Source organism: Brachybacterium paraconglomeratum (assembly GCF_039541415.1).
Classification (GTDB): domain Bacteria; phylum Actinomycetota; class Actinomycetes; order Actinomycetales; family Dermabacteraceae; genus Brachybacterium; species Brachybacterium paraconglomeratum_A.
This window is the reverse complement of record NZ_BAABGE010000002.1, coordinates 821679-838337: the sequence shown is the minus strand read 5'-3', so window position 1 is coordinate 838337 and position 16659 is coordinate 821679. Positions and strand designations below refer to the sequence as shown.

Below are 16659 nucleotides of genomic sequence, written 5' to 3'. Positions count from 1 at the left end.
CCTCCTTCCCCCAGCGGATGCGTGGCGCGCTGGGGCGCTCCCGCGACCTGTGGCCCGCCCGCGAGGACTACCGGCTGCTGCCGAAGACCTGGCGGAAGGACCTGGTCGCCGGCGTGACCGTCGGCATCGTCGCCCTGCCGCTCGCCCTCGGCTTCGGCGTCAGCTCGGGATTGACCGCGGAGCAGGGCCTGATCACCGCGATCGTCGCCGGGCTCCTCGCCGCAGTATTCGGCGGCTCGAACGTGCAGGTCTCCGGGCCGACGGGCGCGATGGTGGTGGTGCTGGTCCCGATCGTCGCGAACTACGGCGTGGGTGCGATCGCCGCGGTGACGCTGCTGGCCGGGCTGATGGTGATGGCAACCGGTCTGCTGCGGCTGGGGAAGGTGGTCTCGATCATCCCGTGGCCGGTGATCGAGGGGTTCACCCTCGGCATCGCCTGCATCATCTTCCTGCAGCAGGTCCCGCAGATCACCTCGGCAGATCCGGCCGCCCCGGGAGAGCTGAGCTCGAACGCCGTCGTCGCCGCCGTGCAGTCGCTCGCCGTCGCGGACCTCGTGCACCTGGCCTGGGCGCTGGGCGCGGTCCTGATCGTCGCAGCGTGCATGCTGATCGCCCCGCGGATCCACCCCTCGATCCCCGGCTCGCTGATCGGGATCGCCGTGGTCGCGGTCCTCGCCGGCCTGCTGCCCACACCATTGGCCACGATCGGTGCGATCCCCTCCTCATTGCCCGCCCCCTCGGTGCCGACGATCGACCCGGCCCTGCTGGGGGTGCTGCTGCCCGCCGCGGCGACCGTCGCGGCGCTGGCCGCGATCGAGTCGCTGCTCTCGGCTCGGGTGGCCGGCTCCATGGCGGACACCGGCGCCTTCGACCCCGACCGCGAACTGGTGGGCCAGGGCCTCGCCTCCGTCGGCGCCTCCCTGTTCGGCGGCATGCCCGCGACCGGCGCGATCGCCCGCACCTCGGTCTCCATCCGGGCCGGTGCCCGCACCCGAGCAGCCTCGATCATCCACGCCCTGGTGCTGCTGGCGGTGGTCTATGTTGCGGCCGGGCCGGTGGGGATGATCCCGCTCGCGGCGCTCGCCGGAGTGCTGTTCATGACCGCGATCCGGATGGTGCGGGCGGCCACGGTGCGCTCGATCATGACCTCGACCCGCTCCGATGCCTGGATCTTCGTGATCACTGCCCTGGTCACGGTCTCCTTCGACCTGATCGTCGCGGTGCTGATCGGCGTGGCGCTAGCGGCGATCGTCGCCCTGCGCGGCGCTGCCCGCACCACCGGGGTGAGCCTCGAACCGATCCGCGCCGAGCCCTCGAGCGTGCTGGACAGCTCGATCGTGGCCGTCCGCTTCCAGGGCCCGCTGTTCTTCGTCTCCTCCGACCGGGTGTTCGAGACCGTGATGGAGGTGCAGGAGGTGACGGTCGTGATCCTGCGCCTCTCGCGGCTGGAGAGGGTCGATGCCAGCGGCGCGCAGGTGCTCGCCGAGATCGTGCGCGGGCTGGAGCGACGCGGGATCACCGTGCTGATCAAGGGGGTGCAGGACAGTCACAGCGCCCTGTTCCGCCGCGTGGGGGTGCTGGCCGCCCTGCGGCATCACAAGCACCTGTTCGTGGACTTCGACAGTGCGCTCGAGCACGCCAGGTCGCATGTGGAGCGGGCACAGCTCGCCCAGCGTGATGCCTGATCAACCCACGTGGATCTGCGCCTCGCGGCGCCCGCTGAGCTCCGCCGCGGTGCTCCAGCCGCTGAACAGCGCCTCGCCGGGCTCGAGGTCGCGGCCGTCGGCGAGGGTTCCCACGACCACCGGTTCGTAGCCGAGGCGGTGCAGCAGAGCGGAGACCACGTCGGCCGCGCGGGGATCGTCCGCCGCCACCGCGATCGCTCGCCGGCTCGGATGGCCGTCCTCGCGGCCGTGGTCCTCGACGTCGTGATAGCCGATGTGGTTGAGGGTCTTGACCACCCGCGCCCCCGGCAGCCGCGCCGCGAGCAGCTCGCTCGTGGAGAGGGTGGCATCCAGGTCTCCGACCGCTGCCCGCGCCTCGGTGACGGCGTGGGCATCGGCCTCGCCCCAGGGATTGGTCGCGTCGATGACGATCGCGCCGTGCAGCGCGTCCGCGTCCAGGCCGAGGGCGACATGCAGGGGCACGGTGATCGCGACGACGTCGCTGGTCGCAGCGAGGTCGCGGACGCCGACGGGCCGGGCTCCGGGCAGCTTCGCAGCGAGCACGGGGGCTGGGGTGCGGCCGGCCACCTGCACCTCGAGTCCGCTGCGCAGGGCGGTGCGCGCGAGAGCGCTGCCGATCTTCCCGGGCCCGAGGATCCCCAGCCGCAGTGAGCGCGCCGCACGCGGCGGCAGCTCCGCAGGAACGACGGGCGCGGCGGGCGCGGCGGGGTCGGCAGGGGTCGAGATCTTGACGGGCGCCGCGGGTTCGACGGGGGCAGAGCGCTCCGCTCCTGCCGTCGCCGCGTGCCCCGCCCGTGCCGCGGCAGCGAGCAGCTCGCGGGCCAGGGCATCGTTACGGCGGTGGCAGGGGGCGTTGGTGCGGGGCCGGGCGAATGCACCGATCGGCAGCTCCGAGGTCCAGGGGCCGACAGCCCAGAGGTTCTGCTGCGGGGCGCCGTCCGGGCTGATGACCCGGTGCCTTTGGTCCACCTCGAGGGTGCCTGGCTGGCCTGCTGACTCCCGTCCCACCGCGATGTCTCCGCCGGCGACCAGATCGCGCAGCAGCGGATTGGTGGAGTTCGCGAGCGAGCTCTCGGGCAGGAAGGCATCCACCAGTGCGTCGGCGGTGACCTGCACACCGGCTGCTCCGCGGGCCGTGAAGCGGCCGGTGGACTCGTCGGCCGTCACCCTGATCCGCGGGCCCAGGAAGCGCACCACCCCGGCCTGCTCGAGAGCGAGCAGCTGGTGCAGGCGGTGCGGGGGCGGGCCGGAGTCGACGAAGCTGAACAGCGAATGCCACCAGCGGGGGTAGTCGCCGCCTGCGCCTTCGCGGAGCCGGGAGGCGGGGAGCTGGTCCACCAAGGCGCCGTGCAGGCGCAGCAGCAGCTGGAAGAGTGCGCGGGCGGGCGCGGTGTCGCCCTGGGTGCGGGCGCGCAGGTCGTGCTCGATATGACCCACCACCGCATCTCGGGTGACTCGCGGATGCGCATCGCCCTGCAGCCAGGACAGCGGGTCATCGAGCCAGGCCAGCGGCTCCTCACCCGGTGCGGCGACGGGAGCGTCGGGCACCCAGCGGGCCACCTCGGCGGCGATCAGCGGCAGCACGTCCTCGCGAAAGCCCAGGCGGCCCTCGGCATCCTCCCGAGCGGCGAGGTGCTCAGGGGTGAGGTACAGGAGGTCGCCGGGGCCGGCCGGATCGCCTTCTCCGCGCACCTTCGAGTGGTAGGGCACGCCACGCCGGGATCCGACCCAAAGCCGGGGCTCGGTGCCCGAGGGCAGGTAGGTGAGGCGGTCGGGATCATTCGGCAGCGGAGCGGGGAGGAAGCGTCCGCCGCGCCCTTCGGTGAGCAGGGCCATCAGGTCGATGAAGGCCAGGCCCATCCCGCGCACGATCACGTCATCACCCGGCGCGAGCTGCTCGATCTGGGCGTCGGAGGCCTGGGAGGGAGGGAGATAGGTGCCGCCGTGGCGGCGGGCGAAGGCAGCCAGCTGGTGGCGGGTCGCCGACGGTCGGGCATCGGTGTGCCCGGCGGCCAGCAGCAGCAGATCGGCGTGCAGCGGCGGGCGATCCTCGAGCTCGACGGTCCAGCCTCGTGCTCCACGATCCGCTGTGGCGGCGGCTGCCCGAGCGGTCCCGGGGGCGTCCGCGGCGTGGTGGCTGGCGGGAACGGGCGAGACCGCAGTCGCGATGGTGCGGTGCACGGTGACGCTGACCGTCTCGGGCAGGTGCGCGAGCACCTGGCCGAAGAACCACTCGAGATAGAGCGCCTGCACGCGGCGTCCGGCGAAGTCGGTCTCCTGCAGTGCGGTGATCTCCGCGAGGCGCTCGGTGCCGGTGGTGGGAGCGGTGATGGCGCCGCGGCGGATCCCGTCGGCCCACTCGGCGAGCGAGGGCCCGGCGACCACGGGACCGGCGCAGTCGACGGTCTCGTCCGTGAAGATCGAGACGTCGGCAGCGCGGGAGTTCATCAGCAGCAGCGGGCTCTCCTCGGCGCGCCAGATACGACCGGCGCCGGGCATATGCGGATCCACGATGTCGACGTGCAGCGGCGCGCCATCGGGGCGCCCTGCCTGGTCAGTGAGGGCTGCGCTCGCGCTGAGGCGCTCGAGCACACCGATCGCCCGCGGCCCGCCGCCGACGATCACGAGGCGTGTGCTCGGTGCGCTGATCCGGGAGTTCATCCGTCGGGATCCCTTCTGAGGTGTCTCTGTGTCACATCATGACGGCTCATAGCCGCCGCCTTGCATCTCCATTAGATTCCCTTATAACGTCTGGCCTTGCAAGCCCAGACCACTCCCTGGTTCACGTTCCGTCACGGAAGGCATCTCATGACCTCCTCCGTCGTCTCCCCTGAGACCACGCGCAGCACGCCACCGGCCGCCCCGGCCGCCGGTCACGCTTCGGCGACGGGAGCTCACGGGATGCCCTGCCCGCCCTCTCCGGTCCCGCCCGAGGACCTCTCCCGCCTGCGCGTCGTCCCCGCCCGACACCCCGGTCGGGTGGTGCTCGCCGTGGGCGTCGGCTTGCTGGTCGCCGTGGTCCTCTACTCCTTCGTGACCAATCCGCGCTGGGAGTGGGGCGTGGTGGCCCAGTGGTTCTTCGCCGAGTCGATCATCCGCGGACTGCTGGAGACCTTGAAGCTCACCGTGATGGCCGGCGCGGTGGGCTTCGGCCTGGGCCTCGCACTCGCCCTCATGCGGCTGTCGAAGTCCGGACTGATCTCGAGCGTGAGCTGGACCTTCTCCTGGATATTCCGCTCCACGCCGCTGCTCGTGCAGCTGCTGCTCTGGTACAACCTGGGCTACCTCTACGAGCGCATCACCCTCGGCATCCCGCTGACGGAGATCACCCTGTTCGACGCCCGCACCAGTGACCTCATGACCCCGATGCTCGCCGCAGTGCTGGGCCTGGGCCTGCACCAGGCGGCCTATGCGGCGGAGCTGATCCGCGGCGGCATCCTCTCGGTGGACCAGGGGCAGCTGGAAGCGGCGAGCGCGCTGGGCATCCCGGCCCGCGACCGCTCCCTGCGGATCGTGCTGCCGCAGGCGATGCGGGCGATCCTGCCCACCGCCTTCAACGAGATCATCGGCCTGGTCAAGGGCACCTCAATCGTCTACGTGCTGGCCCATGCCGAGCTGTTCTTCACCATCCAGCTGATCTACGGCCGCACCCAGCAGGTGCTGCCGATGCTGCTGGTCGCGACGCTCTGGTACGTCGTGATCACCTCGGCGCTGTCCGTCGGGCAGTACTACATCGAGCGCCACTACTCCAAGGGCGCCGTGCGCACCCTGCCGCCCACCCCGCTGCAGAAGCTGCGCACCCGCCTCGCCCGCCTCCGCCCCACCCCGACGGGAGCTCCCGCATGAGCCTGAAGTCCCTGCTGCGCCGCCCCGCCCGCCCTCGCCGTCCAGCGAGTCCGGCCGCCGCCCCGGCGGCCACCCCGGCGGCCACCCCGATTCCGGTCGATTCCGAGCAAGAATCAGCAGAATCTGGCTCAGAATCGCCCGATCGCGTGCACCCCCGGCAGGTCCGGGATCACGGCGCGGACGGCCGCACACAGACCGGCCGTCAGCAGGGCGGGCTGGTCGAGATCCGCGGGGTGCACAAGTCCTTCGGTGACCTCGAGGTGCTGCGCGGCATCGACCTGCGCACCGAGCCCGGCTCGGTGACCGTGATCCTGGGCCCCTCGGGCTCCGGGAAGTCCACCCTGCTGCGCTCCATCAACCATCTCGAACCCGTCAGCCAGGGCCTGATCAGCGTGGATGGCGAGGTGATCGGCTACCGCCGCGAGGGTGATCTGCTGCATGAGCTGCACGAGAAGGAGGTGCTGCGCCAGCGCACCACGATCGGCATGGTGTTCCAGAGCTTCAACCTCTTCGCCCATATGACGGCGGTGGGGAATGTGGCCGAGGCGCCGCGCCGGGCCCTCGGGATGCCGCGCCGCGAGGCCGAGACCCGAGCACGCGAGCTGCTCGCCCTGGTGGGCCTCTCCGACAAGTTCGATGTCTATCCGCGCCAGCTCTCCGGCGGCCAGCAGCAGCGGGTCGCGATCGCCCGCGCCCTCGCGCTTCGGCCGAAGGTGCTGCTGTTCGATGAGCCGACCAGTGCGCTGGACCCGGAGCTGGTCGAGGAGGTGCTGGCGGTGATCCGCTCGCTCACCCGGGCCGGCACCACGCTGGTGATCGTCACCCACGAGATCTCCTTCGCCCGCGACGTCGCCGACACCGTGGTCTTCATGGACCAGGGCCGGATCGTCGAGCAGGGCCCGCCTGCCGAGGTCATCGACCATCCCCGTCATGAGCGCACGCGCTCCTTCCTGCAACGGGTGGCGACCGGCGAGGACGGACCCTCTCCCGCCTCCCCTGCTCCCGCCGCCTCCACGTCCACTCCCTTCTCGCCCTACCACTCCCCCGAGGACCACTCATGACCCGCGACCTCTCCCTCCGCGCGCTCCCCTCCCGGCTCCGTCCCGCCGGCCTGCTGCCCGGGCGCATCTCGCGCCGCAGCCTCGCCGCCGCCGGCCTGCTGCTGCCCGTCGGCCTGCTCGCCGCATGCTCCGATCCGGCTCCCGCGGCTATTGCCGGCTCCGACTCGTCCGGCGGCGGCGCGTCGGACGGAGGCGGCGCGAGCACCGGCGCGATCGATACCTCCGGCACCCAGGAGCTGATCCGCGCCAGCGCCGACGAATCGGTCGCGGCGCTGCTGCCGGCCGAGGTCGCCGAGGCCGGGGTGCTGCGTGTGGGCATCAACGGCACCAGTGCCGCGCCGCTGTCCTTCCTGGCCGACGACAACCAGACCTACGTCGGCTCCGAGATCGACATCGCCCGGATCGTCGCCGACAAGCTCGGGCTCGAGTTCGAGCTGAAACTGACCACCTGGGAGAACTGGCCGCTGAAGCTCGAGGCCGGGGAGTTCGACGTGGTCCACGCCAACATCGGTATCAACGCCGACCGGCTGCAGAAGTTCGACTTCGCCTCCTACCGCGCGGCATATATGTCGTTCCTGGTGAAGAAGGGGGCGGACTTCTGGCTGGAGGACGCCGACTCCCTCAGCGGCCGCATCATCGCCGTGGGCAATGCGACCAACCAGGAGCGGATCCTCACCGACTGGAACGCCGAGCTCGAGGCCGCCGGCAAGGAGCCCGCCGAGCTGAAGAACTACTCGACCGACGCCGACACCCTGCTGGCCGTCGGCTCCGGACGGGTGGACGGCTACCTCTCCCCCTTCGCCTCGCTGTCCTTCGTCGCCTCGCGCCGCGACGACATGGAGCTGCAGGGCAAGATCAACGCCGGATGGCCCGACGAGACGCTGGTCGCGGGCACCTTCCCCGCCGGCAGCGGCCTGGTCGAGGCCTATTCCGCAGCGCTGAACGCCCTCATCGAGGACGGCACCTACGCCCAGGTCCTCGAGCGCTGGCAGCTCAGCGAAGAGGCCCTCACCGAATCCCGCGCCCACACTCAGGAGAACCCGTGAGCACCACGACCCGTCCGTCCCCCCTCGACGCTGTGACCGACATCGATTCCGCCCGCCCCGACGGGGCCCAGGCCGGTGCCCTGCCCGTGCTCGCCGTGGACCTCGTCAGCGATCCGTCAGTGCTGGACCGGATCGGGCAGCTGGCCCAGGAGCTGGAACGCTCCGGCGTCGGCGCGCTCACGCTCAGCGACGGCGGACTCCACCCGATCCACGTCGCCTCCTACCTGGCCCCGCTCACCGACGCCATCGCGCTGCTGCCGCGCACGGATGCCATCTACGCGGAGCCGTTCCACCTGGCCACGCAGCTGATGAGCCTGGACCACCTCAGCCACGGCCGCGCCGGCTGGCTGCTCACGGCAGAGACCGATCCGGCGGCCGCAGCTGCCGTCGGCCGCACCGCGCTAGGCCCGGAGGCGACGGCGCAGGAAGCGGCCGACGTGCTCGAGGCCGCCCGCCTGATCTGGGACTCCTGGGCGGAGGACGCCGTGGTGCGCGATACCGATCTCGGCGTGTACGTGGACGCCGCGCGGCTGCAGTATGCCGACTTCGAGGGCGAGTCCTTCTCGGTGCGCGGGCCGGCGATCACCCCCCGCTCCCCGCAGGGGCTGCTCCCGGTGCTGGTCGCCGATGCGGACCGCGCGACCGTCGGCGAGCGCGTCGCGACCGAGCTGGCCGACGGTCGCGTGCTCGACCTCGACGTCTCCACCGGCGCGCGACCGGACGCCGTGGCCGCTGCCGTCAAGCAGGCACGGACCGACGGGGACGGTCCCGCTGTGCGCCTGGTGCGCCTGGTCGGCCTGGACCTGGACGCCGATCCGCTGGGCACGGTGACCGAGCTCGCCGCCGCCCTGCGCGATCGCGGACTCATCGCCGCCGCCCCACCCACGGGGCAGAGCCTGCGCGACCAGCTCGGCCTGCCTGCCGCGACCCGCACCGCCGATCCCACGCGCCGTTCCGACCGCGCCCGCCTGACCACGAAGGACCACGTATGAGCACCACTGCCCCGCACCGTCTCCTCGGGAGCTCCGAGCTATCTGCCGAGGCCGCGGTCCTGGCCACCGGGCCCGCCGAGCATCCGCTCCACCCCGACCACACCCCCACCGGGCAGCTCGCCTTCGGGGCGTTCTTCCAGGGCGTGAACTCCTCGACCATCTGGCGCCTGCCCGAGAGCGGTGACCAGGTGGCCTGGGAGTCCTTCGAGGCGCTGGTCCGCACTGCCGAGCGCGGCAAGTTCGCGGCGTTCTTCCTCGGGGAGGGGCTGCGGCTGCGCGAGCACCGCGGCGTGCCCTTCGAGCTCGATGTCGCCGGGCGGCCCGACGCCCAGACCCTGCTCGCGGCGCTGGCCGCCGTCACGGACCGGATCGGTCTGGTCGCCACCCAGAACACCACCTACAACGACCCCGTCGACCTCGCCCGGCGCCTGCAGACCCTCGACCTGCTCTCCGGAGGCCGGGCCGGCTGGAACGTCGTGACGACGGACAACGCCTGGACCGGGGAGAACTTCCGCCGCGGCGGCTATCTCGCCCATGAGGACCGGTACGTCCACGCCGAGGCGTTCGTCGAGATCGCCGAGCAGTTCTGGCGCGGCGAGCAGATCAGCCACGACGGCACCCACTACTCGGTGCGCGCCCACGGTGACCTGCCGCACTCTGCGCAGAGCCGCCCGGTGCTCTTCCAGGCCGGCGCCTCCCCCGCCGGTCAGGACTTCGCGGCCCGCACGGCCGACGTCATCTTCTCCCCGCACGGCACCCTTGAGGCAGCGGTCGACTTCCGCCGCTCGATCGTGGAGCGGACCGTCGCCGCGGGCCGTGATCCGGCCAGCGTGAAGATCCTGCCGGGCGCGGAGATCATCCTGGCCGCCACCGAGGCGGAGGCCGAGGAGAAGGTGCGCTGGGTGCGAGACCTGCAGATCGGTCCCGAGCAGGCCATCGCCCTGCTCGAGCAGTACTGGGGTCGCGATCTCTCTGATTTCGACCCCGAGGGGCCGCTGCCGGACGTGGCCCCCGAAGTGGTGGAGTCAGGCGTGACCCGCGGCGCCGGCTTCCAGTTCGCCAAGGCCGAGGAGCTCACCCGCGCCTGGCGCGAGGAAGCCGCCCAGAAGGGCCAGTCGATCCTCGAGTTCGCTCGCGTGAAGGCCGGCGCCCGCCGCGGCACCTTCACCGGCAGCTACGACGCCGTCGCGGACCGTCTCGTGGAGTTCACCCGTCTCGGCGCGATCGACGGCCTGAACATCACGCCCTGGCTGATCCCCTCCGGGCTGGACGACATCGTGGACCACCTGATCCCGCGCCTGCAGGAGCGCGGGGTGTATCCGGCGGACTATGCGGGCTCGACGCTGCGGGAGAACCTGGGGCTGCCGCCGGTGTGAGGCGGGGTGGGCCGAGGCGGACCGGTGCCGCGGGCGTGGCGCCGGTCTGAGCCGAGGCGCCCCCGTCCCCGCCCCGTCCCGCCCCGTCCCGTCCCGTCCCGTCCCGTCCCGCGAGTGTCACAAAGTGGGGCAAATGGCCCCGGCTATTCCCCTACTTTGCCCCGCTGATCCGAAGAGTGAGGACGGAGGGGGCGGACGAACCACGGGCGGGCGGGCCACATGCGACCCGAGCACTGTGCCCGAACCCATAAGCCAGGCTTGCCACCTGCGCCTACCATGGACCCATGGATCCTCGTCGCCTGCTCATCTTCCGCACCGTCGTGCGAAACGGTTCGATCGGTGCCGGCGCCCGTGAGCTGGGCTGGACCCAGCCCGCCGTCTCCCAGCACCTCGCCGCGCTCGAGAAGGAAGTCGGCACCCAGCTGCTGCTGCGCTCCTCGGCCGGCATCACGCCTACAGAAGCCGGCACCCGCCTCGCCGCACATGCCGAGGCGATCGCGGCGCAGCTGCACGCCGCCGAGGAGGAGCTCGCCGACATCACCGCGCTGCGCCGCGGGTCGGTGAAGTTCGGGACCTTTCCGTCGGCCGCGGCGATGCTGCTGCCGCCGGTGCTGAAGCGGCTCTCCGAGACCGCCCCGGATCTGGACGTCACCTTCAGCGAGCTCGAGCCGCCGGACGCGGTCATCGCCCTGCGCGAGGGCGAGTTGGATCTCGCCCTGGTGTTCCGCTACCCGTGCAGCGACATCGGCGATGAGGGCACCCTGGAGTGGACCCCGCTGATGGAGGACCGCGTGATGCTGGTGCTGCCGCGCGATCATCCCCGGGTCGAGGATCCCGACCTCACCCTCGCTGACCTGGCCAAGGATCCGTGGATCGCGGGCTGTGAGCGGTGCCGGGCGAACCTGATCTCCAGCGCGCGCCGCGCCGGTTTCTCCCCGCAGGTGCGCCACTCCACCGATGACACGATCGTGGTCCAGCAGCTGATCATGCACGGCGGCGGCGTCGCACTGATGCCGGAGACCGCCCTCGAGGCGGCACCGTCGGCCGATCTGGTGGTGCGTGCCATCCCGAACCTCGACAACCGGATGATCGGGCTGCTGAACCGTCGCGGCGCGCTCGCGATCCCGGCGGTGGGCGCCCTGCGGGATGCGCTGGTGGCTGAGACCACCGAGCGCCTGTCCACAGCGGTGATGATCTGAACGCCCGCACGGCCGGCGGTGCCCCGGCACGTGCCTGGGTGCGGCCGGGCCTGATGCTCATCGGGGGCCTGCTGCTGGCGGTACTGCTGCTGCTCGCCGACCAGTGGATCGCCGCGATCGCTGTCGCGCTGTTCTCCGTCTTCATGGCGTACTGGACCAGCCCACTGCGCTCCGGCCCGCACGTTCCGCTGGCCGAGGCCCGCACGCAGGGACCGGGCACCGCGATCATCCTGTGGGCACCCGGCAACCCGCTCTCGGCCCGCCTGCAAGCGGCGATCCGCGGCCCCCGCCAGGAGGTGGCCTGGGTGAACGTGTTCCGCGACCCGCACGCGCAGGAGCTGCTGACCGCGCACGGCGGCACGGGCGCACTGCCGCTCGTGCTGCTCGGCGAGCAGACGATCGCGAACGCGACCGCCGGGATGCTGCTGGACCTGCAGGAGGCCGAGCAGCGGCGTCGGACCGAGGGCGGGGACGTCGGCGAGCGCTGACTCAGGCGCCGGGCAGCTGCCCGATCACGACGGTCCACTCGCGCACGCTGCGGTCCGCGATGACCCGCTCGCGCTTGAAGGGGTCGCCGTCGAGCTTGGCGAGCGCATCCTCCGCGGAGTCCGCGAGGAGGATCAGCAGCGCCCCGGGCTCGCCGCTCAGCGGGCCGGACAGCAGCAGCGTCCCTTCGCGGTGCAGCTCGGAGAGGTGCTCACGATGCTCGGGGCGGAAGGTCGCGACGCGCGAGGCGTCATCGATGTAGGTGTACTGAACGGCGAAAGCGGCCATGGCTTCTCCCTGGGGCGGGGGCCGACGCCGGTGCGCGGCCCGTAGATATCTGGGTTCATCGTCCCGCATCTGCGCGGGTCACGCGGGGTCGTCCAGGAGATCGCATCTTTCCTTTTCCGTAATTACGGATATAGTGGGTCTCGTCCCCGACCCGCAAGGAGGCCCGACATTCCCGTCGCCCCCGCCCCCGCCGAGCTCCTGGAGCGGCTCTCCGCCCTCGAGGCACGGGTCGCCGAGCTCGAGGGCGAACGCAGCGACGCTCCATCACCGCCCCGCAGCACCACCGCGAGCGATGCGGGCGACAGCGCGCCCGAGGATCCGTTCTGGGCGCTCGCCTCGCTCAAGGAGCACCTGCCCGCACCGGGCGGGGTGCTGCTGACCGGCGCGGTCGATGTCGGGGCGGGACATCTGGAGTACCAGTGGGCGCGCCCCACCGAGCACCTGCTGGAGACGGACTGGCAGCAGCATGCGGAATCCGTCGGCGCCCTCGGCCATCCCCTGCGGATGGCGATCCTGCGTCGGCTGCTGGACGGCGAGCACACCGTCGCCCAGCTGGTCGAGGAGCTCGAGCTGGGCTCCACCGGCATCGCCTACCACCACCTCTCCGCTCTGCAGGCAGGCGGCTGGGTGCACTCGCCCCGCCGCGGCAGCTGGGCCCTGCTCACTCCCCGCGTGATCCCCCTGCTGACCATCCTCATCGCCCTCGAGAGGGGCTGAGCGTGAACTCCCCCCGGCCCGCCAGCCCTCACGACCCCGCGCCCGAGACCACCGCTCCTGCCGATCCCGCCGAGCCGGTCGGCCCCGCCGCTCCGGCGCCCACTGCATCGGCACCCTCAGGCCCGGTCACCCGCCGCACGGTCCTCGCGGCAGGGATCCCGGCCGTCGCCGGTCTCGTCGGCCTCGGGGCACTGACCAACCCCCGCCCCGCGAGCCTTGGAGACCCCATCGGAGATCAGCAGCTGACCAGCGCCCTCGCCCCGCATCTCAGCGGCCACCGACGGGTCGCCGTCGCCTACCTCGATGGCAGCGGCAGCCCCCGCTTCGCCGGCTTCGGGGCCGACGAGACCAGCGAGTTCGAGATCGGCTCGATCTCCAAGACCTTCGCCGGCGCACTGCTCGCCGAGGCGATCACCCGCGGCGAGGTCACCGCGGAGACGACCGTGGCCGAACTGCTCGGGGCGGAGGCCGCGGGCAGCGAGATCGCGGGCGTCACCCTCGCCGAGCTCGCCACCCACACCTCGGGGATGCCGCGCCTGGCCCTCGCCGCGCTGCCCGGCTCGATGGTCGCGAACTTCCTGCGCAAGGACCCGTATGCGCGGCGGGATGCCGCACAGGTGATCGATGATGCCCTGGGCAGCGCCCTCACCGGGCGGGGCGAGTTCGCCTACTCGAACCTGGGCGTCGCCCTCCAGGGCCAGCTGCTGGCCCGCGCGGCCGGGACCGACTATGCCTCACTGCTCACCGAGCGGATCCTGGACCCGATGGAGCTGAGCGGCACCTACGCCCCGATCCTCCCCGAGCACCTGCGGGAGTCGGCGACCCGGGGCCGAGGGAAGAACGGCCTGGCGCAGGCCGCGTGGACGATGGCCGGCAGCGCTCCGGCGGGCGGCATCCGCTCCACCGCGAAGGACATGGCGACCTACCTGGCCCGCACCCTCGACGGCTCGGCGCCCGGCGCGGCCGCCGCCTCGGAGGTCCTGCACAGGGTCGACCAGACCGAGAACATCGGCATGAACTGGTTCCAGGAGGACTTCGGCGACGGCACCTGGCACACCTTCCACAACGGCATGACCGGTGGCTATGCCTCGTTCGTGGGGTTCACACCGGAGACCGGGAGCGGGATCGTGCTGCTCACCGATACCGCTCGCAGCCTCGATGCACTCGCGATGGACGTGCTCACCAAGCAGGTGGCGCTGTGATGAGCCTGCTCCCGCTGCTGGCGGGACTGCTCCTGGCCGCGATGCTGCTGACCTCTCTCGTGTCCCTGCTCCGCCACCACCAGCATCCGTGGCGGATCCTCGAGCGGGCGCTCGGCAGTGCGAGCCTCCTTGCGATCATCGGCGTGATCGGGATCGTGCCCGCGTCGCTGTGGTGGGCGCCGTGGCTGCTGACGCTGCTGCTCGCCGCCGGTGTCGTCGTCGCCTGTCGGCGCCTGCTCACCCAGGCTCCGCCTGCTCAGCCCTCCCGGCGCCAGGCGACTGCCCTTGCCGCGCCGAGCCGCTCGAACCTCATCACGGAAGGGCTGCTCTACCTCGGACTGCTGGTCATCGCGCTGGCCGCAGGCTGACCCGGTCGCTCAGCTGCGGATCGGCAGCCAGTCGAGCACGTCCTGGATGCCCTGGTCCCAGAACTCCCAGGTGTGCGCGCCGGGGCGCAGCCGGGGGGTGAGGTCCACGCCGTGCTCCTCGGCCGCGGCGAGGAAGCGACGGTTGTGGTCCAGCAGCTGATCCTCGGTGCCGCAGTCCAGGAACAGGGCCGGCAGCGTCGCCGGGTCGGCGGCGCCGAGCAGGCCCAGCAGATCGTCCTGGGTCCCGGCGATATCGCGTCCGGCCCAGATCCGCTCGGCGAGATGGCCGGTGTTCAGATCCAGGCTCAGCGAGGCAGGGTCCAGCGCACCGGACAGGCTCGCCGCGGCCGCGAACCGCTCCGGATGGTTCAGCGCGAGCTTGAAGGCCCCGAAGCCGCCCATCGACAGGCCCGCCACGAAGGTGTCCTCCCGCGCGGTGGAGACGCGGAAGGTGCGAGCGATCAGCTGCGGCAGCTCCTCGGTGATGAAGGTCCAGTACTTCTCCCCCACCGCTTCGTCGGCGTAGAAGGAGCGGCGCACTTCGGGCATCACCACGGCGATGCCCTTCTCGGTCGCGTAGCGCTCGATCGAGGTGCGGCGCTCCCAGATCGTGCAGTCGTCGCTCAGCCCGTGCAGCAGGTAGAGCACCGGCACACCGCGCTCAGCGCCCGCCGCGGAGCCGTCACCGTCGGCCCCTTCCATCCCGATACCGGCTGCGGCCTGCGGCATCAGCACCACCATCGAGGTGCCCATGCCGAGGGATTCGGAGAAGAAGTCAGTGCGCATGCGGATCATCGGTGATCGCTCCTGGGTCGGTACCGGCAACGTGCTGGATCCATTGAACACTCTCCCGCCCATGACGGCCCGCTTACGATGGCGCCATGACTACCGTGCCCGCTCCGTCCTGGATCCGCGATGCCATCTGCTGGCAGGTCTACCCGCTGGGCTTCTGCGGCGCACCGCGCGTGCGCACAGACCTCGGCGGCGAGGGCTACGGCGGGGCCGACGGGGAGAACGTGGTGCACCGTCTGCGCCGCCTGGACGGCTGGCTCGACCACCTGGTGGGCCTCGGTGCGAACGTGCTGCTGCTGAACCCGATCTTCGACTCCGTCTCCCACGGCTACGACACCCTCGAGCATCGCCGCCTCGACCCGCGGCTCGGCGACGAGGACGATTTCGACGCCCTGATCACCGCCTGCCACGCCCGGGGCGTCCGGGTGGTCCTCGATGGGGTGTTCAACCACGTCTCGGACAGTCACCCGGTGGCGCGGCAGGCGATCGCCGCCGGCCCGGGCACCGAGGACGGCGCCCGGATCCGCTGGTCCGGCACCAGCCCCTACGGCTTCGAGGGGAATGCGGACCTCATCGAGATCGATCTGGCCGACGCCGTCATCCAGGACCGCGTCGTGGAGATCATGGGCCTCTGGCTCGATCGCGGGGCCGACGGCTGGCGGCTGGACGCGATGTACGCGGCAGGGGCCGAGGCCTGGGCGCCGATCCTCGAACGGGTGCGGGCCGCGCATCCCGAAGCGTGGATCCTCGGCGAGGTCATCCACGGCGACTATCCGGCCTTCGCCGCCGCGTCCACTGCGGATTCGATCACCCAGTACGAGCTGTGGAAGGCGATCTGGTCCGGGCTGCGCGATCACAACCTGTTCGAGCTCGCCCACGCCCTGGGTCGCCACCAGGAGTTCCTGGAGGCCGAGGGCGGGGCGCATCCGCAGACCTTCGTGGGCAACCACGACACCACCCGCATCGCCTCCCAGCTCACCGACGGGCGAGACCTCGCCGCAGCCTTCGCGCTGCTGGCGCTGCTGCCCGGGATCCCGACGATCTACGCCGGGGATGAGTTCGGCGCCACCGGCATCAAGGAGGAGCGGGTGGGAGGGGATGACGCGATCCGGCCCTGGTTCCCCGGCAGCCCTGAGGAGGTGGTCGCCGCGGCCGCCGCCGCGGACAGCGCCCCGGGCGGGCCCCACCACCTCACTCTGCTGAAGCCCGACGCCGCGGAGCGCATCCTGGAGGTGCATCGCCGGCTGTTCTCGCTGCGCCGCCGGGAGCCATGGCTCGTGACCGCGTCGGTGCGCGTGGAGGAGGACTCGCTCGAGAACACCTGGGTGCAGATCGTGCTCACGCCCGGGGAGGGGGACAGCGCTGACGGGGTGCCGCCCTCGCCACTCACCCTGGTGCTGAATCTCGGGGACGAGGACCGACCCGCGCCAGGCGAGGTGCTCGAGGTGGTCAGCGGCGCGGACATGCTCGACGGCGTCGGCCCGGCGGCACCCGGCGTGGTGCCCGCACACGGCATCGCCGTGGTGCGGTGATATGGGGCCGCTACCCCGTCGATGACGGGCCGGACACACCGGACGGTGAACCGTCGGCCTGCCCGTAAC

At 71.9% G+C, this 16659-nt stretch carries 15 protein-coding genes; 12 read left to right on the top strand and 3 right to left on the bottom strand.

What is annotated here, in order from left to right; all coding sequences use genetic code 11:
• Nucleotides 1–17 precede the first annotated feature (17 nt).
• On the top strand, nt 18–1685 hold the full coding sequence (locus ABD893_RS03655) for a SulP family inorganic anion transporter (RefSeq protein ID WP_345076250.1): 1668 nt from the start codon (nt 18–20) through the stop codon (nt 1683–1685).
• Here ABD893_RS03655 and ABD893_RS03650 read toward each other — a convergent pair whose 3' ends face one another.
• On the bottom strand, nt 1686–4346 hold the full coding sequence (locus ABD893_RS03650) for an FAD/NAD(P)-binding protein (RefSeq protein ID WP_345076178.1): 2661 nt from the start codon (nt 4344–4346) through the stop codon (nt 1686–1688).
• A gap of 147 nt (nt 4347–4493) precedes the next feature.
• Between ABD893_RS03650 and ABD893_RS03645 the strand changes: the two genes are divergently transcribed.
• The 7 genes from ABD893_RS03645 to ABD893_RS03615 all read left to right on the top strand — a co-directional run bounded on the left by ABD893_RS03645 (nt 4494) and on the right by ABD893_RS03615 (nt 11693).
• A complete protein-coding gene (locus ABD893_RS03645) occupies nt 4494–5531 on the top strand; it encodes an amino acid ABC transporter permease (RefSeq protein ID WP_345076177.1) in 1038 nt (345 codons plus the stop codon).
• Between the two features lie 215 nt (nt 5532–5746).
• The gene (locus ABD893_RS03640) at nt 5747–6592 is read left to right on the top strand and encodes an amino acid ABC transporter ATP-binding protein (RefSeq protein ID WP_345076249.1); all 846 of its coding nucleotides are present in this window, start codon (nt 5747–5749) and stop codon (nt 6590–6592) included.
• Nucleotides 6589–7638: a transporter substrate-binding domain-containing protein gene (locus ABD893_RS03635; RefSeq protein WP_345076176.1), complete on the top strand. Its 1050-nt coding sequence runs from the start codon at nt 6589–6591 to the stop codon at nt 7636–7638. The genes ABD893_RS03640 and ABD893_RS03635 overlap by 4 nt, the downstream gene beginning before the upstream one ends.
• Nucleotides 7635–8630 carry an LLM class flavin-dependent oxidoreductase gene (locus ABD893_RS03630; RefSeq protein WP_345076175.1) on the top strand — a complete coding sequence of 332 codons (996 nt, stop codon included), beginning with the start codon at nt 7635–7637 and terminating at the stop codon, nt 8628–8630. Before ABD893_RS03635 ends, ABD893_RS03630 begins: the two co-directional genes overlap by 4 nt.
• Nucleotides 8627–10006, top strand: coding sequence for an LLM class flavin-dependent oxidoreductase (locus ABD893_RS03625; RefSeq protein ID WP_345076174.1), 1380 nt, complete (start codon nt 8627–8629; stop codon nt 10004–10006). Before ABD893_RS03630 ends, ABD893_RS03625 begins: the two co-directional genes overlap by 4 nt.
• A 284-nt stretch (nt 10007–10290) precedes the next feature.
• Nucleotides 10291–11205, top strand: coding sequence for a LysR family transcriptional regulator (locus ABD893_RS03620; RefSeq protein WP_345076173.1), 915 nt, complete (start codon nt 10291–10293; stop codon nt 11203–11205).
• Nucleotides 11206–11258: 53 nt separating this feature from the next.
• Nucleotides 11259–11693 (top strand): hypothetical protein, encoded by a 435-nt coding sequence (locus tag ABD893_RS03615; RefSeq protein WP_345076172.1) that lies wholly within the window; start codon nt 11259–11261, stop codon nt 11691–11693.
• A gap of 1 nt (nt 11694) precedes the next feature.
• On the opposite strand, the gene ABD893_RS03610 is transcribed toward ABD893_RS03615, so the two are convergent.
• The gene (locus ABD893_RS03610) at nt 11695–11979 is read right to left on the bottom strand and encodes a YciI family protein (protein ID WP_345076171.1); all 285 of its coding nucleotides are present in this window, start codon (nt 11977–11979) and stop codon (nt 11695–11697) included.
• Nucleotides 11980–12348: 369 nt separating this feature from the next.
• On the opposite strand from ABD893_RS03610, the gene ABD893_RS03605 reads away from it, so the two are divergent.
• From ABD893_RS03605 to ABD893_RS03595, 3 genes are read left to right on the top strand one after another with little or no spacing between them, the layout of a single operon-like run.
• Nucleotides 12349–12696, top strand: a complete 348-nt coding sequence (locus ABD893_RS03605; RefSeq protein WP_345076170.1) for an ArsR/SmtB family transcription factor — start codon at nt 12349–12351, stop codon at nt 12694–12696.
• 2 nt (nt 12697–12698) lie between these two features.
• On the top strand, nt 12699–13898 hold the full coding sequence (locus ABD893_RS03600) for a serine hydrolase domain-containing protein (RefSeq protein WP_345076169.1): 1200 nt from the start codon (nt 12699–12701) through the stop codon (nt 13896–13898).
• Nucleotides 13898–14266 (top strand): hypothetical protein, encoded by a 369-nt coding sequence (locus tag ABD893_RS03595; RefSeq protein WP_345076168.1) that lies wholly within the window; start codon nt 13898–13900, stop codon nt 14264–14266. Before ABD893_RS03600 ends, ABD893_RS03595 begins: the two co-directional genes overlap by 1 nt.
• 9 nt (nt 14267–14275) lie before the next feature.
• Here the strand turns inward: ABD893_RS03595 and ABD893_RS03590 are convergent, their stop codons facing one another.
• On the bottom strand, nt 14276–15061 hold the full coding sequence (locus ABD893_RS03590; RefSeq protein ID WP_345076167.1) for an alpha/beta hydrolase: 786 nt from the start codon (nt 15059–15061) through the stop codon (nt 14276–14278).
• 86 nt (nt 15062–15147) lie between these two features.
• Here ABD893_RS03590 and ABD893_RS03585 point away from each other — a divergent pair, with 86 nt between their 5' ends.
• Complete coding sequence (locus ABD893_RS03585; protein ID WP_345076166.1) at nt 15148–16590, top strand: alpha-amylase family glycosyl hydrolase; 1443 nt, start codon at nt 15148–15150, stop codon at nt 16588–16590.
• The last annotated feature ends 69 nt before the right edge of the window (nt 16591–16659 follow it).